Origin of the sequence: Bacillus sp. ISL-18, from assembly GCF_018613415.1 — a bacterium.
GTDB lineage: Bacteria > Bacillota > Bacilli > Bacillales > Cytobacillaceae > Neobacillus.
Window position 1 is genome coordinate 1 of record NZ_JAGGQG010000021.1, and the last position, 24,662, is coordinate 24,662.

The window sequence follows — 24,662 nt, forward strand, 5'->3', positions numbered from 1 at the left end:
AATCACCCCCTCCTACTCGATTTACTGAGAACGCCTTAAGGCGTTTTAGTTGCCTTTCAAGGAAACTAACGATTGTAGAATTTGATGCTAGGTTCGTTGTCTAGACGAATACGTTGTTTACATGTCTTCAATAAATAAACCATTGATAAACAAAGGTTTTCTATGCACGAGTTAAGATAACCGCATAAAGATACTTGGACCCCATACCGGTTTAATTTTATCATAGCGACTCCTCCGAAAGAAGTTTTGAAATGGGATACTGGTTAAGATAACACATCATTACGGTACATGGGGCAGAAACTCACAAAAGATTAGTATCATTATTCCTAGTTCATAATACGTTTAATAGAAGGACTCATTTTTATACAAACAAAAAAAGTCGAAGAACAGATTGACCAATAACTCACTCCTTATCTCAAGGAAAGTGAATTGTTAGAAACGATACCCGGTGTGAACAAAGCTGCATCCGCGAACACAGGGTATGATGCCATCACTCGATCTAATTCTTCATCATCTATGACATAGGTTTTAAATCCTTCCACCAAGAGGTCTCTTCCTTGTTCGATCGCTTCAGGTGTAACATTTTCAACATGGTATAAACCAACGGCACCGTTAGAAGCTGTTGCGGCTCCCATATCTTTCAAGTAATCCTTCATCGTGTTATTGAGTTCCGTTCCCAGTAATTGATCAAGACCCGTAATATAAGGATTATCTCCAACTACCTTCATCCCAATCGCACTTCCGAGTAACATGGGATTCGGTGTTTTTGTTGTCTTTACTTCCACTAACCACTGGGCACAACGTCCTTCTTGAGTTAAAAATCCGAACTCCGGTGTTTTTCCTAAAATTCCGCATAATAATTCAATAACTCCTGAATTTCTGTTTGATTTAGCGCAGATCACAGAATTGGCATAAACAACAGCTCTCTTCTGTCGTTTCAATATTGTCAAAATCAATGGGTCTCGGATCAACCGTAAATGGTTCTTTTGTTTTTAAACCAGCACCAATCAATTCATCCATCATGGAAAATACCGCATCAAATCCAGTCATACCAAAAGAAGTTACAACATGAATCGGTCCATCGATTGGAACTAGACGCTTTGCCCTAAAGGCTTCGCCAAATAAAACAATTGATTTCATTACTTTCTGCAGGACATCCCCTTGCTTGCCCTCAAGAATATCTTTTTCCTCTTGGGTAAGTTCCATTTTGTACTTTTCCATTTAAATTCCACCTTTCTTATAAAAGAAATACTATGTGAAATAATTCACAAATAACAACCAAAAGAATAATTGTGATGTTTTTCACAAATTGTTATAAACTTTTATTAACTTCTTGCTTACATGTATATTATAACGATGTATCATTTATAATTTAAATATATATATGTTATAGTATTTATTTCACATTATTATTAATAGGAGCTAAACAATGGAGCTAAAACAATTACATTACTTTTCTGAGGTCGTTCAACGTGGTAGTTTTTCAAAAGCAGCTGAATCTTTATATATTTCCCAACCCAATATCAGCAATGTGATTAAAGATTTAGAAGAAGAATTAGATGTAAAACTGCTAATCCGTACAACTCGAAAGCTTGAGCTTACGGATGCAGGAAAACTGTTATTTCAATATGGTCAGCAAATTCACCAAACCTTAAAACAATTTCATCAGGAATTGGATGATACAAAAAATAGTAAAAAGGGTTACGTTAAAATGGGAATATTCCCCATGCTAGGAACGAAACTTCTCTCTAAAATGATCGCTGAATTTCATAAACTATATCCGGAAATTCATGTCCGATTTATGGAGGATGGTGCAGCCAATCTACAAAAAGCATTAATGCAGGGAGACCTGGATTTGGTGGTAATGCCCTACCCAATTGATAAGGATGTATTTGAATTCTTTCCTTTCTTAAAAGGTGACTTACGCATTCTTATTCATCAAAGGCATCCTTTGGCAAAAAAGGAGAGCGTCAAGTGGGAGGAATTGTTCAAAGAAAACTTTATCATCTTTCGAGAAGGGTTTACCATACATGATACCATTATGGAGGAATGCAGAAGACTCAGTTTTGAACCCAATATTATCTGTGAAACCTCGCAATGGAATTTTATGATGGAAATGGTCTCTATTAATCAAGGAATCACCATTCTTCCGGAAAGTCATTTTAATGAAATTGATCACCAGCGTCTAAAGTTAAAAATCTTGCCTCTTGTTGAACCTCAAATAAATTGGCATTTAGGAATAGCCTGGAGAAAGGATAGTTATTTATCCTATGCCACACGGACTTGGACTCAGTTTTTAAAAGAGGCTCTGGGGGGGTAATTTACATTTTGAAACAAGGATTCATCCTTCTATGCTTGCAGTTGCCGGCTTTATGTCCAATCCTGATATAACAGTACCTATTTATCGGGTGTAATATGGCAAATAAAGTTTTAGGTCTTCGATAAGACTTTTAACTTCGTTACCCTCAAATTTTGCATCACCATAGTAATTAATAAGCTTTCTAAGGTAAATATAGCTACGATAATATTTATTGCGATTATTAAAAATTGCTTCGTGTAAAGATTCTGACATAGAAAAATAGTCAATATCATTATCATTTACATCATAAAAAAAGCAATCTAATGCCATAATTTTTACCTCCTTGGCTTTTTGAAGTAAAGCACCCGTTCGTATTATAAGGTCAACCAGATATTGAACTATAACCCGAATAATGGACACTTTAAAAAAAATCCCTTATTCGGGTTTTTTGTGTTCGCTGGACAAAAAACCGTTTATAATTATTTAGAGGAGATAACCGGAGGAAATTTAAAATGAGTAAAATTATATTTAACGAGATTCAGATTAAATTATTAGAGAGTAATCCGAATGTGGTCCATGTGTCCGAACGTTCTATTTCATATACACCCGACTTTAAGATTAGAGCTGTAAAAGAGAATTTTAATGGAAAGGGCCCTAGTACAAATCTTTATTGAGCATGGATTTGACCTTCAAGTGATTGGTTCTGAAAAACCTAAACAATGCTTAAAACGCTGGAGGAAAACTTTTAATCAGTTTGGGGAAGATGGGTTCTTACGGAACGGAGAGGAAAAGGTAGTACTGGAAGACCATCATCTAAACAGCTTACAGTTGAGGAAAGCTTAAGGAAGGCTGAGGCACGGATCAAGTATTTAGAAGCGGAGCTAGAATTCTTAAAAAAGTTAGACGAACTCGAAAGGCAGGTATCGAAGGAGAAATAGTAACGAAGACGGAGAAATTTATGCTTATCGAAAAGATTGTTCGGAATTGTGGAATTACCGGGATAAAAATACCTCTTAGAGATGGCAGGAGTAAGCCGGAGTGGTTATTACGCATGGATAAAAGCTGAAAATCTAAGGGATTCAAGACAAGAAAATGATTGGAAAGATAATGAGCTAATAAAAAAATCTTTGATGAAAAGAAGGCAATAGTAGGTGCTCTTGTTATCAAGATGATTTTGGAGAACGATTACTATGTCGTAATGGACCATAAAAAGATTCGAAGGATTATGAGGAAATTTAACTTGGTAGCGAAGATCAGGCAGATAAATTCTTACAGGAAAATGGCAAAGGCAACTCAGGAGCATAAAACCCTATCAAATCTACTTGATAGAAAATTTGATGAAGGTGAACCAGGGAAAGTATTACTTACCGATATTACGTACGTCTAAGAATTAACTAACACAAGTCAGCAGCTTTTAAAATAATCATTTCTCCCTGTTTGGTACAAGGGTGTTATTGAAGTATTTTGCAATTGCAATAAATGCTTTTTGATTTCCTCTTTACCTCGTGCAATCATTCTAGGTTTTACAACTAAAATGGCATCCTCAGTATAGTAGTTCATCAATGTATCAAAATCCTCCTGTTTGACTGCAAGGTCACACTTCTTAATAAAATACTTTAATTCGTGTTCAATCAAATATCCTCCTTGGATAATACTATCTATATAAAAGTATAACACATCGACACATCCTTTTATTGGAAATAGGTAGATTTTTGACTAACATATATTCCTTTTTATATCTGCCCATAGTTTAACCAGAAAAATTGGCGCTATAGCTGTAGACAAATGAAATGGGTGGTAGCCTTTAAAACTAAATCTAATTTCGTCTGAGGCTTAATCTGCGACATTGTAATCTAATAAAATTCTGGAGAAAAGAATATAGTTAGAACAAACATTCTGTGGTATCATATAAGTAAAGATAATTAGGTATTATCTTTACTATACATAATATTGTTATTAGTAATAAATTCAATTCTTAGGAGGTCAATAAATGAATTATTTGACTCTTCTTCAAAATATGAATGGTGAACAGTACTTAACCCATTTACAGGAGAATCTAAAAGCTCGTCATCTACTTGATGAAAATCGAAACCTCACACTTGAAAATAGTTCCGAACAGGATTTTATTGAAATGTTTTTTATAGAGAAATTGTTTCCCAAGGATAAAAAGCTTTCTTCCCACACGATTAAAGCCTACCGCTCAGATGCAAAAACGCTGCTCACTTTTCTATCGGAGCATTCTCTATCTTTTCGAGATATTGGATTCCCGGAAGTAAAAGCGTATAACCAATTTATCAAAGAAAAGTATGCAGCAAAATCTGCCATTCGAAAATTAGAGTTTTTCCGAAGGTTATTGGACTTTGGGTATGAAACGCAATTTTATAAAGCTCACCTTTCCACTTGGATCTCCAAACCAGTATCTAAAAAAGGACACTATATAATAGAAGAAACTCGTCACGAAGATGCACAAACACGATTGCAAGTTAGGGAATTGAGTCAACGAGACGCTGAATTTTTGATTTCCTTTTTTCCTAAAATTGTGAAAGCAATACGAAATCGAGAACAATTAGAGAAAAGAAATTTGCTGATTGGCTACCTGCTCTATACCACGGGGCTTCGTGCAAGTGAGCTTTTAAGCTTAAATTGGGGAAGTTTTCGCTATAACCGTAAAGGATTTTTATTCGCAGATGTAATTGGAAAAGGGAATAAACCTCGATCAATCCCTATAAGAGAAGAAACACAAGAAATTCTATTTAGTTATCGAAAAAGTATGGGCGAATCTGTTGAAATAAATATGCAAGATACAAGCCCCCTTTTTTTCGCTTTATACAATAAAAATGAACCTCTAGTAAATAAAAAACGGTTAACCTACCCTGCCCTGTATAAAATTGTGAAGGAAGCTGTACATCTTGCTGGAAAAAATTTAAGCGTTACTCCTCACTGGTTCCGTCATACATTTGTTACTCTTCTCTTGGAGAACGACGTTCCTCTTGCTGTTGTAAAGGATTGGGCTGGCCATTCGGATATTTCCACAACCAATATATATTTAGAACGAATCAATCAAGATAACTCATATCTTCATTTAAATAAAGTTAACTTGTTTTAGAGACATCAGTTGTTCAGTAACCTTTGATTAGAGAAAGAGTCCTTTTAAAACTTGTTTTTAGGAAAGCTGAGAAAAGGAAAAAAGTGGCCATTTTTTTCAGTTTTTATTGATCTATATCTTGCATTTAATCAAGGTGGTATGTTATTCCTTAACGGCCAATTTCCATTAATTTTCATAATATTAGGGTACGTTCGTACCCTTTTTAATTAGTATGAACTTCTTTTTAAAAAGTGAATGGGGATGAAAAAATGCCTTATGGATTTATTAGACATATTGAAGATAAAGGATACAGTTTAGAGACAGTAAAAAGTTATGATAAGGTAGTTAACCAATTTTTTAAGTTTATAAATAAATCTTACCCTTTTAATAAGGAGCCTTTTCAAATTTCTCCTACTGATATTAAAAATTACTTAGAAGAAGAATTAGAACGGGATAAGAGTATTTCTACTGTTAACAAAGAGTTAGCGATTATCAAGACATTTTTCCATTTTCTTTGGGAGTTTAATAAAGTACCCATTGATCCAGCTGTGAAAATGAAACGTTTGAAAATTGAAAAGGAGCTTAAAGTAATTGTTACTTATGATGAAATACTATCAATCTTGGAAAATGTGTTGTTGAACCAGGGATATTCTAAATTGAGAAAAGCCGTATTCCTTTTAGCTGTAAAGGGATTAAAGACAGCAGATTTTCGTTTTAAAAAAGAAGATATTATTGATGAACTCGACAATAATAACATTGTCATACAACTTAAGAATCGTTCAATTTCTTTAAGAGGTACTGAAGCCACATGCTTTCGAGAGTACTATGTGGAAACAAGGTATAATGAAAGTGATTTTGTCTTTACCACTACACGACATGGAGAACGTTCTGGGGGACCTATTCAGGTTATGTCTATTCTCAACCATTTGAGAGCGATATCTTCAGATTATCTAGGGGAAAACGATCCAGCATTGACGCTGATATCTATACGTAGAGCAATGGCATTACATCTGTATTTAAAAAAATATTCCCTACAAGACATTGCAAAAGAACTTGGAATAGAAGAAAATTCAGCATCTAATTACTTAAAATACATTTTACTTGGAAATATAACCCCAAAATCTTAATTCGAACAAAGTGGTTTAAAGAATTAATTTAAATGGAGGTTAGACCGTTATTTAATTTTTTGATGATAAATATTTTATATGGTTCTCGTTTCCTTATTTTGTTGTGTTGGAGATTTGCATTCTAGCGCATTTATCTTTTCTTTTATGTACAATCTTACATGTAATTTCGTTGTAGGTTAATTGTTTGAGAATTCAAGAATAAAAATTATATATACAAATATTTGTCTCTTCTCTTAAAAAGATCATTTATTTTTAAAGATACACTATCGGCTTTCCTTTTATTTCTGAGTTTTAATATGATGTATATTTAAAAGTAATGATACAATATACAATCTAATCGAAAATAATAACAATTTTATAATATATGATATTAATAACATATATGTCGAAATATATATTATTAATTTTGTGAGAAAATTAATATTCCTATCGTCCCTTAGCTTGAATAGATCAAAAAAGTCTCGAAAAGTATTTACGAGACTTTTTTGATCTATTATGAATGAGTAAAATTTTTATAGACACACACAGTTTTGAAGTTAGAGGGAAGGTATCATTTTTGATTACATTTTGTTTTATATAATGCCGTAAAGTCTTGATCTAATGTACTTTTTATCAAATCAAATATCATTTAATTTTATCTAATTAAATATAAAAACATCTAATCTGTGACCAAGTTGTGACCAAAAGTGTGGTCTGTTTACTTATTTTATTAATGGGATTAAACAAGTAATTGAGGAGAGTTTTCAAACCTCCTCTTCTTCCATTTGTCACCCGAAGGGAAATAAAAACCAGGGACCCCCATATGAAAATGTCTCACTTATTATTCTACAATTATGCAAAAAAAGAAATCCTATACGCATATGAATCTATCGCATAGGATTTCGACTTTTTCAGCAGCCTCTTACAGAAAGGGTTTTTGAAGCAATAGCCTTTACTTGATCTTTATATCTAGTTTATTTTTTGCTATCTGTTTCAACCGAATTGAGGTACTGTTTCAAATTTGTAAACTGGGTAGTATACGATTTTGCTGTGGAGCCATATAATTTTGCATACTGAGTTGTCTGCATTATAGTATGTAATACATTCATAGCAGATTTTTGAAGGTCACCCAAATACATTACTCCTAAAAAGTCGCCTTTGTACGTAACTGTTCTTGTTCCATCTGAATTGGTTACTACAGTCGCTATACCAGCATTAACATAGTCTGTAACTCTGGCACCCAAAGTAACTCCCCTTGCAACTGTTGTAGACAATGTATGCTTTCCTTTTGCAGATGGGTTGAAATCCTTCCAATCATCGCCCCACATATATGTTCCTAACATACTTAATTGTATCATTCCTTGAATTGGATCTCCAGTCGTAGTAAAAGTAGGGAGTGTAGGAATTCCATTTATTGCATTTATAAGTTGATTCTGTCTGCTCCCTGGCATAATAATATCATTTCCACCATGCATTTCGCTGGCAGGACTTGCATTATTCACCCAGTCTGACATGATTAGACCTTTAAATCCCCACTCTGAGCGGACAATATTTTCTAACAGATCCCAGTCTGAAGCTGCGTATTCACTATTGATTTTGTTATAAGATGTCATGATTGCCATAGGCTGCGCACTCTTAACTGCAATTTCAAATCCTTTTAGATAAATCTCTCTAAGTGCTCTTTCGGAAATTGAATTATTCTCTACTTTTCTATTATTTTCCTGATTATTCGCTGAAAGGTGCTTAACTGTTACACCGATACCTGGATGTTCCTGAACACCTAAAGTTTGTCCTGAAGCAATAATGCCTGTTAAGAATGGATCTTCTGAAAAATATTCAAAATTACGTCCGCATAATGGATTTCTATGAATATTCATTCCTGGTGCCAACCAAAGAGTTACACCATATTCAGTCATTTCTTCTCCAACCGCATTTCCAACTTTTTTATTAAGATCGGTATTCCATGTCTGGGCAAGAGATGTTCCGATTGGCCATGCTGTAGCGTACTGATAATATGTCTGTCCATCTACAGTGTACGACTTAGTAAGTCGAAGACCGGCAGGTCCATCTGCTAATACGATATTGGGAATTCCATAATCAGCATATTCATCACTATTTGGAGTTTTACTATAATACAGTTGGGTTGTTTCTCCAGCTCCGCCCCTTACACTATTTGCCGAAGCTCCAGTATCACTAGTTGGAGTTACCCCCATAATTCCATTTGTTATATTTACCAATTCTGTTGGTGTCATTCCCGCAACAAATTGTTCCATTGAGATAGTACCATTTGCTACATCCTGTAAAGTTGCTCCAGATCTTGTTGTTACTCTTTTTAGCTCTTCATTATAATCAAGATATTTACTGCTTGCATTCTGTTCATAAGGGGTTGCAGCTGTATCACTTAAAAATGTAGTAACCGTTTCAGCGTCGTTTTTTGTCGCATTATTTACTGTTTTAAAATCTGTTTGTTTTAATGTCAGTTTTAATGCACTCTTTATTTCTGCATCTGTATCAGTATGAAATGGTGTCTTACCCTTAGAAGAAATTGTAGACAAACTTTTATCTGCAGTACTTTGATTGCTTAATTTTTCGGTAATCACATCTTTATCCAGAGTAATAACTGCTCCAATTGTTGTATTTCTTGAAGAATCACCAACACGGATGATATATTTTCCTGCTTCCATGACATACGCAGCTTTTTCTTCATAATAGGAAGACATTTCTGTTGTGTCAAAGGTAATCTCAAGCGTCTGACTAGCCCCCGGTGGCAGGGACTTTGTTTTAGCAAATGCCGCCAGCTCCTGATATGGTTTTTCTATATTTCCACTCGGTGCTGAGAAATAGATTTCAACTATTTCTTTCCCGGAATAGGTTTTACCAATATTGGTAACTTTAGCTTTTACCCTGGTTGTATCTTTGTTACTTTCTACAGATTCCACTTTAATTTTGAAGTTTGTATAAGATAATCCATAACCAAATTCATAAGCTGGCGTCACACCAAATGAGTCAAAATAGCGATATCCTACATAGATATCATCCGTATAATTTTCTTGTAAACTATTATTATCATTGGTACTAAACGTTTGTGAAGAAGGATAATCCGCATATGCTGCTGCCCATGTATCACTTAATTTACCCGATGGTGTGACTGTTCCATTTAACAGTTTAACAAGTGCATTTCCCCCTTCCATACCACCTTGAGACATAAGGAACAAGGAATCAATTCCATTTGGAATTTCCTTATTAACAGTCTTGAAGAAGCTTGTATCTACTGTTCCACCAACATTTAAAACTACTATCACTTTTTCGAAATTAGCGGCGACTGCTTTGATATTGGCAAGTTCTATATCAGTCAGGTAATAATCGCCCTTAGTAGCAGTTCGATCTGCACCCTCACCTGAATTTCTAGATACTACATAAACAGCTGTATTTGCTGATTTCGCTGCTGTTAATACATTTGATGGAATTGCTGCCTCTTTTGTACTCGCGGTTGTATTTGCTAATAATCCATCTAAGTAGTCTTTGGTTGTAATATCATAACCTGCCGCTTTAAATCCATCAAAAATGGTTACAACCTCTCTTTGGTTAACATCACCTGAGCCAGTGCCTCCCTTTACTGTATATACAGAACCAGGTCCGCCAAATAAAGCGATTTCACCATTTTTGGGGATAGGTAATGCTTTGTTATTATTTTCTAATAATACCATTCCTTCAGTTGCCGCTTCATACGCTAGCTGCCGATGTGCTGTTTCTGATGGTGTAACATCATTCGAAGTTCTTGCTGCAAATGCAGTTGAAAAACTTCCTGCTACCAAGGATGCTGAAAACACTATTGATAGCAATCCTTTCGCTACTCTTTTCAAGTTGTTGCCCTTCTCCATTATTTCCCTTCCTCACCTTCATTATATTAATCTAAATAACTTAAACTATATTCCACCCCTGTCTTTACAATTTTTTCATTGGATAGGCAAGTTGTTTAAGCGCTTACAACTAAACTATAACTTAAATATTAATTTGAATGTAATGAATATTCTGGACTTTATTGCCAAAACTCTTCACTTTTTTGCTTTTAGTAATTATGAACTTGAGCTGTTTTTCGAAATTCTGTTGGCGATTTACCTGTAACCTTCTTGAAAACCCTACTAAAGTAATTGGGATCTTTGTAACCGATAGAAAAACAGATTTCTTTTAAGCTTTTTTGTGTGTCGTTCATTTCTTCTTTGGCTTTTGTAATTCTTATTCCGGTCAAATAATCGATAAAAGTCATTCCAAACCGATCTCTAAATAATTTACTAAAATAGAACGGACTAATTCCTACATATTCTGAAACTTGCTCCAATGAAAGTTGGTCAGAATAGTGGAGTTCTATAAATTCTTTTGCATTATGAAGTATCCCGCTCGCATGAATATTTCGCCAAACTTGTACATTCTGAACTACTTCCAATAAATACGTTTTTCCCTTTTCTACCAGCTCAATTAACTCTTCAGTTTCTGTAAATAAAGGTACTTGTTGATAATTAATCCCTAAATCATGAAGCATGCGTAAAATAAGAATAAATATCTCGTCTAATAGCCTTTTAAGTACTGAGGTCTTTTCATTAAACTTACTTATAAAAGAATCATAAATATATAGGACATTATTCACATCTCCCTGCCGAATCGCATCTAGAAGTTCTTTTTCAAATTCAAAAATCGCTGATTGGGACGGTAGTTCTTTTAGTTCTTGTTTTTCTAAAAAGAAATACCGCTTATTTTGGTTAGATAGTTGCTTTAAGGCCGCAACCGCTTCATGATAAGATTTATTTAAATCTTTTTCATCACTATACAGGCGTCCAATTCCAATTTTTAGATGTCCTTTAAAAGATTCTTTTTTAAAAAAAGTAAAAATGCGTTCAATATTACTCTGCATACTTATTTTTATTTGACTTTTTTCTGTTCCTTTTCTGCAAAGGACTAAGACTGGAATTTGGTTGGTATTTAATGGACCAATCATAATCTCTTGCTTTTTAACTACAATTTTTAAAGTCTCACTCAGCCATAAATGCCAGGATTGTAATTCATCTGTTGTTAGTTCGGTTCCTTCATGAGCTTCAAGAGAAAAAAGTGCGATAAATCCGCTTGTAATTTCAACACTAAATAATTGGCCCCACTCATCAAACGTGATATCCTTGACTTGGTTTAATAATAAGGAAGAAACCCATTCCTTTTGTGCTATGGAAAATGCAAGATTAAGGTTTTCCTTTAAATGTTGATGCTCTTCAATCCGCTTTCTTTCTTCTAGAATTTCTTTTGAGACACGGTTTAAGCTTTCGAGGATATCTTTTTTACTGCTAGGCTTTAGTATGTATTCTTTTACTCCCTGCTGCATGACTTCCTTTGCATATTCGAATGTGTTAAAGGCTGAGACCATTATAAACCTAATCTCAGGGTTAAACTTTCTAATTTCTTTCACAGCTTGTACACCATCAATACCGGGCATTTTTATATCCATAAACATAATATCGGGCCGAAGCTCTATAGCCATTTCAATGGCCGTTCTCCCATTAGGAGCCTCTCCTATGACCTTAACAAGATCAGAAGAGCTACCTATGATTCTCGATAATACCTTTCGTTCTAGTACCTCATCATCAACTATAAGGATTTTCAACACGGTATATTCCCCCATTAAAAATATAAAGAATCATAATCTATGATTAGTTCTTTTTTGTAAATGGATTCAATCTTTAAATAAAAAGGATGTTCTTCTCTCCCTTGTTGTGTTTTCGTTCCTACGGCATCTTTTTACTCACTGAACGGCGAGATGTGCAGGTCATCGGACTTAGCAATCTTGAGTAATTCGTCTTTCAACCATGTGGTCATTGTGAATCCTCCTTTAACATATTTGTTGATAATTTTAAACGGAACTGGAAAGCTTGCAATGGTTAGATAACAATTATTTGTTGATTATTAAACAGATGAATTAAAATTGTTTATTATCTTGTCACGCCACCATCCCCATTCTTTAACTCTTGTTTCCAGTAGTTTAACTACAACTCTTCATAAACCCATCAATACTTGAAAAAAGGAAAGTGCCTTTTTGGTCTGCTCCTTATAAACTCACCTATTTCCAAAAATGATTATCTAGTCCTTAAGCCAAAAAATTTCACCTTAAAAAGGAGAGTTTCTCCTAAGTCGTTCTCTTTTGAAGTACTCGCACAAGAAGAAGCATATATAAGTTTAAAAGCAGTAGATTTCACAATTGAAATCACACTGCTTTTAGCATCTTTTCGGGTAGTTTTCTTTAAATGTTTAAATAATGAAAATTGCAAAGGCTATTAAATTTTGCCACTTAGTGAACCCAAATCTTGAACTTCATCCAGATTGTATGCGTCTCCTACTGTTGCATATAATTTATTATCAGGACCAATCTCTAATCTACCACCATCATGATAAGAACCTCCAGGAAGCTCATCTAATAAAACTTCTATTTCTTCCCATCCATTCCCATTTAGACGTATCTTTTCAATTTTGTTAAATGTACTTCTTCTTTTTCATAGGTATAAAATGCAAAAGCTTCATTAGTTTGTTCAAAGTCTAAGTCCAAGATAAATCCAAGAAGCCCTGCTTCTGATCCAGCAGATAAATCTTCACTTAAATCTACAGACTGCCGATGTACTCCCTCTGCATATTTTTATTACTAAATATAAGGTAAATCAATTAATAGATCTTAATCTAACATCAAATCACATTTTATTTAGCTGTTAAATTTACACCGTTTGATTCAATTACTTGTTTATACCAATAAAATGATTTTTTCTTCAATCGATCGAATGTTCCATTTCCTTCATCATCTAAATCGACATAAATAAACCCGTAACGTTTGCTCATTTCTCCCGTAGAAGCAGCAACCAAATCAATACAGCCCCAAGGAGTATATCCCATCAGTTCAACGCCATCTTCAATCGCTTCCGCCATTTGTTCGATATGGATGCGAAGGTACTCAATTCGATAATCATCGTGAATTGAGCCATCTTCCTCTACTTTGTCCTTGGCTCCTAAACCGTTCTCAACAATAAAAAGTGGTTTACGGTATCGGTCATATAATTCGTTCAAGGCAACTCTTAATCCGATAGGGTCTATTTCCCATCCCCACTCACTCGCTTTTAGGAATGGATTTTTCATTCCTCCTAAAATATTACCTTCTCCAATGTCAGTAGCTTCCTTTTCTTTCCTTTCGGTAAGTGACATATAATAACTAAAGCTAATAAAATCAACTGGATAAGTTTTCAGAAGCTCTAAATCACCGGGTTGCATTTCAAGATTAATGTTATGTTCTTTAAAGTAACGCTTTATGAAAGCAGGGTATTCTCCTCTTACCTGAACATCACCACAGAAATTATTAAGGAAGCGCGATTTTTGTAGAGCATACATTACATTTTCAGGGTTACTATCATAAGAATATATAGGTGCATATATAATCATACACCCTATTTTTGCATCAGGAATGATTTCATGGCAAGCCTTTACCGCTAAACTGCTTGCAACGAATTGATGATGGTAAGCTTGGAATGTTTGCTGATATTTATCTTCTTCCTTTTGAATCGCAAAACCAAGACCCAGAATCGGTAATTCAAGACCCGAATTGATTTCGTTGAATGTCAGCCAATACTTTACTTTGTTTTTGTAACGGTTCAAAATTACTTTTGCATATCTTTCAAAGAACTTAACAACTTCTCGACTTCTCCAGCCGCCGTATTCTTTCACAAGATTTACCGGCATTTCATAGTGAGACATCGTGACAACCGGTTCAATACCATACTTATGCAATTCATCAAACACACGGTCATAAAAAGCTAAGCCCTCCTCATTTGGTTCCAGCTCATCTCCATTAGGAAAAATCCTTGTCCAAGCGATGGACATACGGTATACTTTGAATCCCATTTCTGCAAATAACGCGATATCTTCTTTGTAGCGATGATAGAAGTCGATCGCCTCATGATTCGGATAACTATATTTTTCTGTATCAATTTCAAAATCGAAGCCTGGTGACCGTAATAACTTGAGTCGTTCTTTTCCACCTGGTAGAACATCTGCAATATTTAATCCTTTATTCCCTTCATGAAAACCGCCTTCTAATTGATTTGCTGCGGTAGCTCCACCCCATAAGAAGCCTTCTGGAAATTTCTTGTCTTCATAATTCATAATGTAAATCCTCCTAGATTATTATCTATTTACAATAGTTAAAGCAATTTATATGGAGAAGAGTAATCAAGTCTCTCCCCCGTATCTCTAAAAGAAGACGATTAAATGACTACTGTCAGTAAACCTTCTTTTGCCTGAATGGTTTCTTTATTGGTTTCAATAACATCTACATAATGATCTGTATTTGTAATAATAACTGGAGTAGTAACCGGATACCCAGCTTCTTTAATTTTATCAATATCAAAATTAACTAATAAATCACCTTGGCTTACCCGATCTCCTTGTTTAACAACTGGTGCGAAATATTTACCTTCTAGTTGAACAGTATTGATTCCGATATGAATTAATACTTCTGCTCCTTCGTCTGACGTAATTCCAATTGCATGTCCTGTCGGGAAAACAATTGTGACAATACCGTTCACAGGCGATACTGCTTTTCCAACAGTTGGTTCAATGGCAATCCCTTTTCCCATAGCTGCTGATGAAAACACTGGATCATCCACATCAGTTAACGGTTTAATTACCCCAGTTAATGGGCTGACAATCTCTTCTTTTTTTATAATTGTCTCTCCTGCTTTTACCTTTTTATCTTCAACTTCCTTTTTATTTTCAAATCCAAAAATTATTGTAAACAGTAGTGCTAATATCATTGAAATAACTATAGCAATTATATAAGGTACCTTTTGTGAAATTACAGGAATAGCAAACAATGAAGGCAATACTAATGCTGATTGTTTTAAACCAAAGAATCCAATAATCGCTCCTCCAATTGCTCCACTAATAATCAAATATGGTATAGTACGTTTATAACGGACTATAAATCCGTAAATAATCGGCTCTGTTACTCCACCTACTATTGCTGGAAATACTGTAGATCCTGCAACTGTCTTAACCTTTGCATCTTTTGATCTTATCATGATACCAATTGCAATACCTATTTCGGCAAAAATAGCTGATGCAACCATAGCTAAGAGTGGATCTCCACCGTTCGTAATGTTGGCTACAACAATAGGTGTTAACCCATTATGGATACCAAGCATAACTATGAAAGCCCAAGCACCTCCCATTACAGCTCCAGTTAGCATACCACTTTTTCCACTTAAGAAACTAATAAGTCCAGCTATTCCATTACCAACATAAACTCCAAATGGACCAAATGCCATTATTGTTAAAGGTACCATAATCATTAGTGATAACATTGGAACTAAAAACATTTGTATATCTTTGTGCACAATTTTTTTTAAAAATTTCTCAAGAATCGAATATATAATTATAGCTATAAAAATCGGAAAAACAGTAGATGAATAATTCATTGGGATTACTGGTATGCCTAAAAATGTTACAGACTTTGCCGTCATTAACCCTGTAAAATTGGGCTCTAATAACGATCCTCCAATTACAGCTCCTACATATGGATTAGCACCCAATTTGATTGAAAGGGTAACAGCAAGTAAAATTGGCAAAAAGTAAAATAATGCATTTCCTGCTGCAGATAATATATGATAAGTTCCACTATCTGCTGATAAAATATGATATGTCGTGAGAATTGCCAATAATCCTTTAAGCATACCTGATCCTGCCATTGCACCTAATAATGGAGTAAAACTTCCTGAAATAATATCAAATATTTTTGAAGTAATTGATATTTTTTCATCATTTGCCGAATTAGTATCTACCGAAAATTTACCTATTTGATTTATTTCCTTAAAAACATAAGGAACTTCATTTCCAATAACAACTTGAAGTTGTCCTCCACTCTCAACCACAGTTAATACACCGTCAAGTTTTTGAATTTCAGCTTTATTTGCATTTTTGCGGTTTTTTAAACTGAATCTTAATCTAGTAGCACAATGAGTAAGACCTACTACATTTTGTTCCCCTCCAACTAGCTCAAGAATTTCTTTTGCTAAGTTTTTGTGGCTCATTTTCTACACTCCTTTAATATAAAATCATTTGTAATATTGAAGTTGATTAACCGCACAAGGTAATAAAAAAAACCTAAACCAAACAATCAATTTTGACTGTTTGATTTAGGTTTTGCCCATCAGGTTACAACCCTATGAATCTGTTATTGATTTTTACTACTCTTTCAATATGAATCGTTAAATAAATCATTTCTTCATCGGTTAATTGATAGGTGTAACTGTTCTCAATAAACTTCTTTATTTTCTGTGAGCACTTATATGCCTCTGGGTATTTTAATTTTATTACATTATATAAGTCATCATCAGATGTATTGTTATAATGATTTCCCTTGACTAACCGCTGTGCAAAAAATTTCAAATGAGTAATAAAACGATAAAAGGGTAAAGAATTTTCATTAAACTCAATCTTGAAATGATATCTTACGATGGTTAAAATTTCTTGCATAACTTTGGTCATGCTTTGCACAACTGGCATTTCTTCACCCAGCTCAGCATTGACAAAATGAAGGGCTAAAAAGCCTGCTTCATCCTCTGGTAAAATGACACCAAATTGTTCACAAATCATATTTAATGCTTCTAACCCAATCTCATATTCATCTTTGTATAATTGCTTCGTTTCCCAAAGTAATCCGTTTTTTATAGGCAAATTACTTTTAATCCGCTCAATTGCAAAGTGAATATGATCAGTTAAATGAATATAAATGCTATCGTTTAGCTTTTTCCCCAATTTCATTTTTGCATATGCAATGATTTTTTCGGATATTTCCATGTACTCAATTGGCATATCAGCAATTAAGGTCTTGAACTTTTTCAATATATCTTCGTTTTCCAAAGTGAAAATTTTATCTATTTGTTGTTCATTAATATCATCTCCAACACGCTTATTAAAAGCAATTCCGCGTCCAATGATGATAACTTCTTGTTTATCTTTTGTTGAAATAACTGCATTATTATTTAATATTTTCTCGATTTTCACTTTATCACCTCCGATAATAGAAAAAGGCAAAACCCCTACCTTTTTTCTAAGGTAATCGGTTTTGCCTGATTTAACAGTTACAACCCGTTCTGTATACGCTTACCTTATAATATCATAAGACTTTCGGTTTAGCAACAAAACTTTTACCCATTATTATACTACTTTTTTCCTTTAATTTTTAATCAACATTACTCTAATTATTCTTCCTTCTTCAACAAGCAGTTGCACAAAGAAGAGAGCTGCCTAGAAAACTCCTTGTTCAACTCTTGCCCATATAGTCATCCATGCAGCAGAGCTGCACCACAGAGGATGGGATTTTAACTCGTTCTCCAATGGTGGTTTAGTACAAAACTTCACAATTTACTCTATATAGTGGCATCTTTTAAGAATACGCTCTTTTACCGCCCAAAAGAGCGACTAAAGGATTGTCCAGATTGCACAATTTGACGTGCATTTTTTAGACGAAGATTTTCATATTCCAAAAGAGCTTCAGATGCTGCAGATCCTTTTATTCCCCTTGAAACACATTCGGCTAAGGTAGCAGCATCTTGTAAGGACGCATTAAACCCCGATGCAGTTAGTGGTGTAGGTAGATGTGCAGCATCTCCAACGATTGCTATACGTCCTTTTACAAGATTGTCAGGAACATATTCGGCAATCGGAGTTCCAACAAGATTACATGTTTCAATACTATGAAGAATCGCGTCTAACCATGGTTGTTCCCATCTAACAGAAGCTTTTTCAGCCAGTTCAATCAATGTCTGTTCCGGGATGTCAGGAGCATTAAGGGAATGCCGAACAATGTTTCCTTCCACACATCCAAGACGACGTAACAAATCATTTTGAGTGTTATCGTACCAAGCCCATCCTAGTCGTCGATCTCCTAAAGCGGTAGACCCGTCTTCTCCAGCAATAATAGAACCGAGTAAAAAGTCACCGATACCATCGGGCATACTTAATTTCGGGGTGAGGCTAGGTCGGCTTTTTTCAGGTATGTTTTTCTCATCTACAATAGCGACCCATATCAGGTATCCAGCAAAAGTTGCATTTGGTTTATAAGGTGCAACTAAGCGACGCACAATACTACGGTGACCATCTGCACCAATCAAAATATCTCCATGGAATGTCTCACCCTTATCAGTCACCGCACACGCAGAGTCGCTGTCCTGGTTAATAGTTTGAACACGAGTATCATAATGTAAGTCAATTCTAGGATCGGCTTCTGCTTCTGTGCGTAGTCGAAAATGTATAGATGACCAAGCCTCAGCAGACCTAATTCCACCAGAAGCAAGTTTCCTTAAAAGTTTCGCTGTTTTAGTTCGATCAATTTCTCCACTGTCAACTTGAAGAACAGCTCCACTACGTGGTTTCGCTCCAGCTCTCTCTAAAATGGTGACATTTAATCCAGCTCGTGAAAGAGCAATCCCAGTCATTAGTCCAGAAAGCGACGCACCGACAACAACAGCAGTGCCGTTAGTTTCTTTGATAAAATTGTTATTGGTTGATTCGCCTCGGAAATCCTTTCTCATTATTGTTATTCCTCCTTATTGGTAATGTCTTCAAAATGGAAAAACCGAATTTCCTAATTGGAAAATCGGTTTTTTGATGAAAAAAGCATTAAATATCAACCAATACAATTGTTTCATTATTAATAATTCATGAATTTTCCATTCGTTTAACATCTTAGCCATATCGGAAGTAAAATGATCAACTATTTCACTTCATTCCTGCATTCCGTATATCCTTAATCTTCGATCTTAAATGCAGACATTAAGGCTTCACGGAGTCCCGGTGCATCCGGATTATGAGCACCTTTTCCGGTATCAAGACCCCGCATTTCATCCATTTCCGCATCGGTCAATTCAAAGTCGAAGACCTCAAGATTAGTCTTGATTCTCTCTGGATTTGCAGACTTTGGCAGAGTGATAACACCCTCCTGAACTTCAAATCGTAAAATAATCTGTCCAACATTTTTTCCGTATTTTTCTGCTAGCTTTGTGATCACCGGATTGGAAAGCAGATTTGCATCTCCATGTCCTAGCGGATACCATGCCTCCAGAGCCACATCATCTTTTGCCATGATCTCACGGATTGCCTTCTGCTGGAACAACGGATTGAATTCCAGCTGATTGACAGCAGGCTTCGTGGCAAACTGCGGTACAATCTCGTTCCAAATCTTCGGAGTCATGTTGCTGACACCAATAGATTTCAACTTTCCTTCAGCTTTTGCCTCTTCCATTGCTTTCCAAGCCCCAGGCACATTTCCATAAGGCTGATGAATCAAATATAGATCGATATAATCCATGTTCAACTTACGGAGAGATCTGGCAATTCCTTTCTTCGCCTGCTCATATCCGTAATCTTGGAGCCAGAGCTTGCTAGTAATAAAAATCTCCTCTCTCGGAATACCGCTGTCACGGATAGCCTTACCTACATCTTCCTCATTAAAATATGCCGCAGCAGTGTCTATATGTCGGTATCCTGCTTTCAATGCCGTATGTACTGCATCATAAGTTGGTCCATCATTCGGTATCATAAATACGCCAAAACCGACTACTGGAATCTTGTTTCCATCGTTCAATGTAATCATTTCCATTTTGAGTTACCTCCTTATTCTCTGCCCTATACTTCATTTAACATCTTGGCAATCTTCCAGTCATAGTGGTCGATAATCTCCGTATGTCCAGTATCAAGAGTAGCAATCTGCTTCATTTCATCATCAGAAAGTTCAAAGTCGAAGATGTTAATATTTTCCTCGATACGGTTCCTATGAACAGACTTCGGAATCACGACAACACCACGTTGCACATTCCAACGAAGGATAACCTGTGCGACTGTCTTTTCGTGGTTTGCCTCAATCTTCGTCAGTACATCATTTGTAAAAATTCCTCTTCCTGCTTCCGCAAACGGTGCCCACGCCTCAAGCTTTACGCCGAAATGCTTTGCACACTCAAGGTCTGTCTCCCTCTGAAAAAACGGATGGCATTCAATCTGATTGATCATCGGTTTAATCTCAGCATTCATGCAAAGGTCCGTCAGACGTTCCGGATAGAAATTGGAAACACCAATTGACCGAACCTTTCCCTCTTTATATAGCTCTTCCAAGGCTCTCCATGCACTGTAATAATCCGACAAAGACTGGTGCAGAAGAATCAAATCCATATACTCCATATCCAATCTCTTAAGTGCTGCTTCATAGGCTTTCTTTGTCTTCTCATAGCCAAAGTTTGAAATCCAAATTTTTGATGTGATGAAAACATCTTCCCGTTTCAGTCCGCTTTTTTTTAGTGCAATACCAACAGCCTCCTCGTTCATGTATGCTTCGGCGGTGTCTACCAATCTGTAACCTGCATGGAACGCATCCAGAACAGCCCATTCACACTGTGCAGTGTCTGGAACCTGATACACACCGATGCCGACCATTGGCATCTTCACTCCGTTACTGAGTGTTGTAAATTCCATTGTGGTGTCCTCCATTTTTTATTTTTTATAAGCATGCAGCGTTTCTTTCAAAGAACAAATCTGATGCCAAGTTCATGGCACGTAGGCAAGATTTCCTCTTCTACATCCCGTGTCCAAAATGAATATTCCGTTTGTAATGCTGTAATCGGATGTACCTTGTGCCTTTTTGTATGGTGCTGCTGATGCTTCCGAAAGTCCGATATATCTCACTTTTCCTTCTGTCACGAGATCAGCCATAGCACCGATAGTCTCTTCACCGGCAGAATTAACATATTCTGGTCGTCCATTGACGCCTAAAACTTCCCCTTTTTCGTTTCGAACATGCCCGAATTTCGTCGCAAGTACAACCTGATCCCGTATTGACAGACAGTGCGAGTACCCATGTAACTCGCAATAGCTGTGAAAGTAGACTGATTCATTGAGATGTTAAATCATAGGTTTTTCCCAATCGCCTCTAACCTCAACACCGGTTTCTTTTGCCGCTTCTTCAAGTTCGAGGATGTCCCGTGCTGTCAAATTGACCTCGGCAGCTTTTATTGCATCCTCAATATGCGACATTTTCGTAACACCAATAATCGGTACCGTTCCTTTTGCAATGGACCAAGCTGTTGCAATTTGTGCAGTTGATGCATTGTGTCTAATGCCGATTTCTCTCATTACTTGGACTAAACTTTCAATCTTAGTAAGCACATCTGGATTAAATGCCTGGCCTCTTCTGGTGCCACTCGGCATAGGATTTTTCGAATTGTATTTGTCAGTTAATGCACCTTGTTCCAGTACCATATATGAAAAGAACACCATATTATTTTCATTGCAGTAATCAATAATACCTGCTTCTTCCGATGAACGGTAAAGTAAGCTGTAATGGTTTTGGACAGCTGAGATTTTCAGCCCTTCTTCCGCCAAGATACTGGCTGCCAATTTAATTTCGTCCAGATTATGATTGGAGACCCCTACATGTTTCACTTTTCCACTTTTCATTAAAGGGATAAGTTTTGGTGTCCATCTTTCCACATCTGCCGGGTTGTATATCCAATAAATATCCACGTAATCCACGCCCAGCCGGTTTAGGCTTCCTTCCAGAAGTTCCTTAACAGCGTTGTCATTGTCTCCTGCCATTTGTGGAGTGAATTTAGTGGAGATTAGCACATTCTCCCTGCCTTTGATAAAACTTGCCAAAATGTTCTCTGAAGCGTTCATCCCATATACAGCAGCTGTATCCCATAAATTGAATCCAGCATCCATCGCGGCATCAAATACTGGCTTTAAATCCGTTTCTGTAAGATAATTTCCAAAAACCTCATCCCCACCGATTGCACCAGTGCCCCATGACCATGTACCAAGAGCAATCGGAGGGATTTTATCATTTTGTAATTTGACTAATTTCATTGCTTATCACGCCTTTCTTCATTATTTGAAAACCAAAGTCATTCGAAGACTTCGAAATAAAGCCCTCTAACTTTACATGATTTATCATAGGGATTTAATTTCAGCCTTGAATAATTATAAGCATACAACCTTCGAGTAACACGAAGTCAATAGTTTTAAATTTTTTGGTTGTAACATTTTAATTTAGAACCAGTTCGTCCTTCAAATCCATAAAAAGAATCAAAGTAGACAAGTTTTTCTAGTCTTGTCTACTTTGATTCTTTACTAAACGATTAAACTACCAATATACTTCATCATTTAAGCAAGCATTCCACCATCCACTGCCAAATCCGCACCAGTAATGAAGCGAGATTTATCTGAAGCAAAGAACAAGACAGGATAAGCAACATCTTCTGGTTGTCCAAAATAACCTAATGGAATCATCTTTTCAACATTATCATGATGTGCTTTCGCTTCTTCAGGTGTCAAATCTGTTTTATCATAAATTGGTGTTTCAATTGGACCAACTGTTACCGCATTTACGCGAATACCAACTTGTGCCAATTCTTTCGACCAAGATTTTGTCATCGCTTTAAGAGCTGCCTTACTAGCTGAATAAACAGACATATTGGCTAAAGGTTGTCTAGCTACGGTTGAGGAGATATTAATAATATTTCCTTTACTTTCTTTTAAAAGAGGAAGTGCTTGTTGCGTTAAATCTAAAACTCCTCGAACATTTGTGTCAAAAGCTGCTTCGTATTCTTTCATTTGAATTTTTCCAAGTGGTGTAATTGGTGCCCAACCAGCATTATTGACAAGTACGTCTAGTTTACCAAAATCATTTTTTACTTGTTCCACTAACTGAGTTAACTGACTAGAAACGCTTAAGTCTGTTACACGATAGTGAATATTCTCGTTTTGTACGGCAGATTCTCTCAAGGTTGATTCATTTCTTCCAATAATAACAACCTTTGCTCCTTGTTCGGCATTCTTAAGGTGCTTAAACTGATTATGAATTCATTGAACGGATTGAAAAAGCGTTAGAATAGCCACAGGATTTATTTGAGCCGCAATTTCTTTTCCGGTGCCAGAGCCTGCACCTGTGACTAAAACAACTTTATCAAGAAATTCTTTGTTCATCTTCTTCGCTCCTATTATCTGAGTGTAGCAAGCACGAATACTCGCTAAACTACTTTTCAATTTTTACTGTTCATCACCAACAATTGTCATTCTTTGACGAACATAAGAACCATTTTCCAAAATATCAATTAGCGCACTAGCAAAATCTGCATAGCTAATATGGCTTGTTGGAATATCCTCAATGCTAAATTCTTCGCCATCAAAATGATATTTACCTGTCGCTTCTCCTTCAACGTCATAATTAAATGCTGGTGTCGCATAAGTCCAAGCAATGTTTGAGTATGAGCGCAAGCGTTCCAAACTTTGAACCAAGACTTCTGCTAATGGTTTAAGTTCTTCCATAAAGTTTTCCCAGTCTTTGAAATATTTTGTATGCTCTTTATTTATAAACAATGTACCTGTTCCACCAATTTTGATGTAGCGTGTGTTGCTACCATCAAGCAAATTCGCAATATGAGAAACACCGTCAGTATGCACGTAGAAAGTTTCTGGTACCCAAGCACTTACTCCGTCAATAATGGCATCATAGCCTGCAATATCTTCTTTGGTTAAATCCATGATGTCTTTGATTAATACGTTTTTATAATCTACATCATCATGTTTTCTGTGTGCTACTGCTAATACCTCATGACCACGTTTTTCAGCCTCTTTAATAATTGTGCGTCCTGATTTCCCATATGCATAAAACTTCAATTCTCATATTCTATTTGTGCGGAATATAATCCGCTGGTGACAAAGCAATCATCCTCTGTTCCATTTATGCTGTTTATGAATACATGATACGGATGCACCATATAGGCTTCAAACGCCTCTTTATCCTTCAGATCTACAACCATCGTTACTGCGTTTTCGCCACCAACCCAGCCTGTATTTTTTCCTATTGTCAGATCCATGATTTCAGGAATATTATCCTTCATCGCTTTCAACAAATTTATTTCTTTATTCAGTTTTTCTTCTGTTATGCCTTCTTTAATTGGTGCAATAAAAATATGTCTAATCATTTTAATCCTTCCTTTAACTTGAATATTTTTAACTTAGTTCTTAAGTTGACGACATTGTCCGCACGGGAGTAAAAGACAATTATTGATTGATAACGATACAGTTGGATACCTCCTAACAC

The 24,662-nt window shown here is 35.8% G+C and carries 22 protein-coding genes and 2 pseudogenes; 5 read left to right on the top strand and 19 right to left on the bottom strand.

Translation table 11 applies throughout. The features are described 5' to 3' along the window. Positions 1-410: 410 nt before the first annotated feature. The gene (locus J7E81_RS24555; RefSeq protein WP_215046443.1) at positions 411-941 is read right to left on the bottom strand and encodes an aconitase X; all 531 of its coding nucleotides are present in this window, start codon (positions 939-941) and stop codon (positions 411-413) included. Continuing rightward, entirely contained in the window at positions 889-1,221 is a 333-nt protein-coding gene (locus J7E81_RS24560; RefSeq protein WP_215046445.1) for an aconitase X, read from the bottom strand. The genes J7E81_RS24555 and J7E81_RS24560 overlap by 53 nt, the downstream gene beginning before the upstream one ends. Before the next feature lie 208 nt (positions 1,222-1,429). Between J7E81_RS24560 and J7E81_RS24565 the strand changes: the two genes are divergently transcribed. After that, complete coding sequence (locus tag J7E81_RS24565) at positions 1,430-2,320, top strand: LysR family transcriptional regulator (protein WP_215046447.1); 891 nt, start codon at positions 1,430-1,432, stop codon at positions 2,318-2,320. An 81-nt stretch (positions 2,321-2,401) separates the two neighbouring features. On the opposite strand, the gene J7E81_RS24570 is transcribed toward J7E81_RS24565, so the two are convergent. Further along, on the bottom strand, positions 2,402-2,629 hold the full coding sequence (locus J7E81_RS24570; protein WP_215046449.1) for a hypothetical protein: 228 nt from the start codon (positions 2,627-2,629) through the stop codon (positions 2,402-2,404). A 312-nt stretch (positions 2,630-2,941) separates the two neighbouring features. On the opposite strand from J7E81_RS24570, the gene J7E81_RS24575 reads away from it, so the two are divergent. Both J7E81_RS24575 and J7E81_RS31405 read left to right on the top strand, forming a co-directional pair. After that, positions 2,942-3,142, top strand: coding sequence for a hypothetical protein (locus J7E81_RS24575; RefSeq protein ID WP_215046450.1), 201 nt, complete (start codon positions 2,942-2,944; stop codon positions 3,140-3,142). A 280-nt stretch (positions 3,143-3,422) separates the two neighbouring features. Continuing rightward, positions 3,423-3,686, top strand: coding sequence for an IS3 family transposase (locus J7E81_RS31405; protein WP_215046497.1), 264 nt, complete (start codon positions 3,423-3,425; stop codon positions 3,684-3,686). Between the two features lie 16 nt (positions 3,687-3,702). On the opposite strand, the pseudogene J7E81_RS24585 reads toward J7E81_RS31405, so the two are convergent. Further along, a pseudogene (locus tag J7E81_RS24585) lies at positions 3,703-3,931 on the bottom strand (Cif family virulence factor); the annotation flags it as partial. A 358-nt stretch (positions 3,932-4,289) separates the two neighbouring features. Between J7E81_RS24585 and J7E81_RS24590 the strand changes: the two are divergent. Next, positions 4,290-5,405: a tyrosine-type recombinase/integrase gene (locus J7E81_RS24590; RefSeq protein WP_214733099.1), complete on the top strand. Its 1,116-nt coding sequence runs from the start codon at positions 4,290-4,292 to the stop codon at positions 5,403-5,405. A gap of 248 nt (positions 5,406-5,653) precedes the next feature. Next, complete coding sequence (locus tag J7E81_RS24595) at positions 5,654-6,511, top strand: tyrosine-type recombinase/integrase (RefSeq protein ID WP_215046452.1); 858 nt, start codon at positions 5,654-5,656, stop codon at positions 6,509-6,511. 953 nt (positions 6,512-7,464) lie between these two features. Here the strand turns inward: J7E81_RS24595 and J7E81_RS24600 are convergent. The 15 genes and pseudogenes from J7E81_RS24600 to J7E81_RS24665 all read right to left on the bottom strand — a co-directional run bounded on the left by J7E81_RS24600 (position 7,465) and on the right by J7E81_RS24665 (position 24,543). Next, positions 7,465-10,371, bottom strand: a complete 2,907-nt coding sequence (locus J7E81_RS24600; RefSeq protein ID WP_215046454.1) for a glycoside hydrolase family 3 protein — start codon at positions 10,369-10,371, stop codon at positions 7,465-7,467. A gap of 188 nt (positions 10,372-10,559) precedes the next feature. Further along, complete coding sequence (locus J7E81_RS24605) at positions 10,560-12,140, bottom strand: response regulator (RefSeq protein WP_215046456.1); 1,581 nt, start codon at positions 12,138-12,140, stop codon at positions 10,560-10,562. A gap of 664 nt (positions 12,141-12,804) precedes the next feature. Continuing rightward, positions 12,805-12,996, bottom strand: coding sequence for a PQQ-dependent sugar dehydrogenase (locus J7E81_RS31410; RefSeq protein WP_215046499.1), 192 nt, complete (start codon positions 12,994-12,996; stop codon positions 12,805-12,807). A 223-nt stretch (positions 12,997-13,219) separates the two neighbouring features. After that, positions 13,220-14,671 carry a glycoside hydrolase family 1 protein gene (locus tag J7E81_RS24615; RefSeq protein WP_215046458.1) on the bottom strand — a complete coding sequence of 484 codons (1,452 nt, stop codon included), beginning with the start codon at positions 14,669-14,671 and terminating at the stop codon, positions 13,220-13,222. A gap of 101 nt (positions 14,672-14,772) precedes the next feature. Further along, complete coding sequence (locus J7E81_RS24620) at positions 14,773-16,596, bottom strand: beta-glucoside-specific PTS transporter subunit IIABC (protein WP_215046460.1); 1,824 nt, start codon at positions 16,594-16,596, stop codon at positions 14,773-14,775. 124 nt (positions 16,597-16,720) lie between these two features. Beyond that, positions 16,721-17,572, bottom strand: coding sequence for a BglG family transcription antiterminator LicT (licT, locus tag J7E81_RS24625; RefSeq protein WP_215046462.1), 852 nt, complete (start codon positions 17,570-17,572; stop codon positions 16,721-16,723). 398 nt (positions 17,573-17,970) lie between these two features. Beyond that, the gene (locus J7E81_RS24630; protein WP_215046463.1) at positions 17,971-19,101 is read right to left on the bottom strand and encodes an FAD-dependent monooxygenase; all 1,131 of its coding nucleotides are present in this window, start codon (positions 19,099-19,101) and stop codon (positions 17,971-17,973) included. A 215-nt stretch (positions 19,102-19,316) separates the two neighbouring features. Continuing rightward, positions 19,317-20,168, bottom strand: coding sequence for an aldo/keto reductase (locus J7E81_RS24635; protein ID WP_215046465.1), 852 nt, complete (start codon positions 20,166-20,168; stop codon positions 19,317-19,319). A gap of 26 nt (positions 20,169-20,194) precedes the next feature. Further along, complete coding sequence (locus J7E81_RS24640; protein ID WP_215046467.1) at positions 20,195-21,034, bottom strand: aldo/keto reductase; 840 nt, start codon at positions 21,032-21,034, stop codon at positions 20,195-20,197. A 53-nt stretch (positions 21,035-21,087) separates the two neighbouring features. Then, positions 21,088-21,391, bottom strand: a pseudogene (locus J7E81_RS24645) (aldo/keto reductase); the annotation flags it as partial. Positions 21,392-21,460: 69 nt separating this feature from the next. Further along, positions 21,461-22,423: an aldo/keto reductase gene (locus tag J7E81_RS24650; protein WP_215046469.1), complete on the bottom strand. Its 963-nt coding sequence runs from the start codon at positions 22,421-22,423 to the stop codon at positions 21,461-21,463. 297 nt (positions 22,424-22,720) lie between these two features. Beyond that, complete coding sequence (locus tag J7E81_RS24655) at positions 22,721-23,419, bottom strand: SDR family NAD(P)-dependent oxidoreductase (protein ID WP_215046501.1); 699 nt, start codon at positions 23,417-23,419, stop codon at positions 22,721-22,723. Then, complete coding sequence (locus J7E81_RS31000; protein WP_285292048.1) at positions 23,420-23,542, bottom strand: hypothetical protein; 123 nt, start codon at positions 23,540-23,542, stop codon at positions 23,420-23,422. Between the two features lie 63 nt (positions 23,543-23,605). Then, positions 23,606-24,235 carry an NAD(P)-dependent oxidoreductase gene (locus J7E81_RS24660; protein ID WP_215046471.1) on the bottom strand — a complete coding sequence of 210 codons (630 nt, stop codon included), beginning with the start codon at positions 24,233-24,235 and terminating at the stop codon, positions 23,606-23,608. After that, the gene (locus J7E81_RS24665; protein ID WP_215046473.1) at positions 24,232-24,543 is read right to left on the bottom strand and encodes a Dabb family protein; all 312 of its coding nucleotides are present in this window, start codon (positions 24,541-24,543) and stop codon (positions 24,232-24,234) included. Before J7E81_RS24665 ends, J7E81_RS24660 begins: the two co-directional genes overlap by 4 nt. Positions 24,544-24,662 lie beyond the last annotated feature (119 nt).

Excerpts from the sequence above, each read along its gene's own strand:
- J7E81_RS24560 (WP_215046445.1), bottom strand. The coding sequence starts at position 1,221 with ATGGAAAAGTACAAAATGGAACTTACCCAAGAGGAAAAAGATATTCTT.
- J7E81_RS24565 (WP_215046447.1), top strand. The coding sequence starts at position 1,430 with ATGGAGCTAAAACAATTACATTACTTTTCTGAGGTCGTTCAACGTGGT.
- J7E81_RS24570 (WP_215046449.1), bottom strand. The coding sequence starts at position 2,629 with ATGGCATTAGATTGCTTTTTTTATGATGTAAATGATAATGATATTGAC.
- J7E81_RS24575 (WP_215046450.1), top strand. The coding sequence starts at position 2,942 with ATGGAAAGGGCCCTAGTACAAATCTTTATTGAGCATGGATTTGACCTT.
- J7E81_RS24590 (WP_214733099.1), top strand. The coding sequence starts at position 4,290 with ATGAATTATTTGACTCTTCTTCAAAATATGAATGGTGAACAGTACTTA.
- J7E81_RS24595 (WP_215046452.1), top strand. The coding sequence starts at position 5,654 with ATGCCTTATGGATTTATTAGACATATTGAAGATAAAGGATACAGTTTA.
- J7E81_RS24600 (WP_215046454.1), bottom strand. The coding sequence starts at position 10,371 with ATGGAGAAGGGCAACAACTTGAAAAGAGTAGCGAAAGGATTGCTATCA.
- J7E81_RS24615 (WP_215046458.1), bottom strand. The coding sequence starts at position 14,671 with ATGAATTATGAAGACAAGAAATTTCCAGAAGGCTTCTTATGGGGTGGA.
- J7E81_RS24620 (WP_215046460.1), bottom strand. The coding sequence starts at position 16,596 with ATGAGCCACAAAAACTTAGCAAAAGAAATTCTTGAGCTAGTTGGAGGG.
- J7E81_RS24630 (WP_215046463.1), bottom strand. The coding sequence starts at position 19,101 with ATGAGAAAGGATTTCCGAGGCGAATCAACCAATAACAATTTTATCAAA.
- J7E81_RS24635 (WP_215046465.1), bottom strand. The coding sequence starts at position 20,168 with ATGGAAATGATTACATTGAACGATGGAAACAAGATTCCAGTAGTCGGT.
- J7E81_RS24640 (WP_215046467.1), bottom strand. The coding sequence starts at position 21,034 with ATGGAATTTACAACACTCAGTAACGGAGTGAAGATGCCAATGGTCGGC.
- J7E81_RS24650 (WP_215046469.1), bottom strand. The coding sequence starts at position 22,423 with ATGAAATTAGTCAAATTACAAAATGATAAAATCCCTCCGATTGCTCTT.
- J7E81_RS31000 (WP_285292048.1), bottom strand. The coding sequence starts at position 23,542 with ATGAACAAAGAATTTCTTGATAAAGTTGTTTTAGTCACAGGTGCAGGC.
- J7E81_RS24665 (WP_215046473.1), bottom strand. The coding sequence starts at position 24,543 with ATGATTAGACATATTTTTATTGCACCAATTAAAGAAGGCATAACAGAA.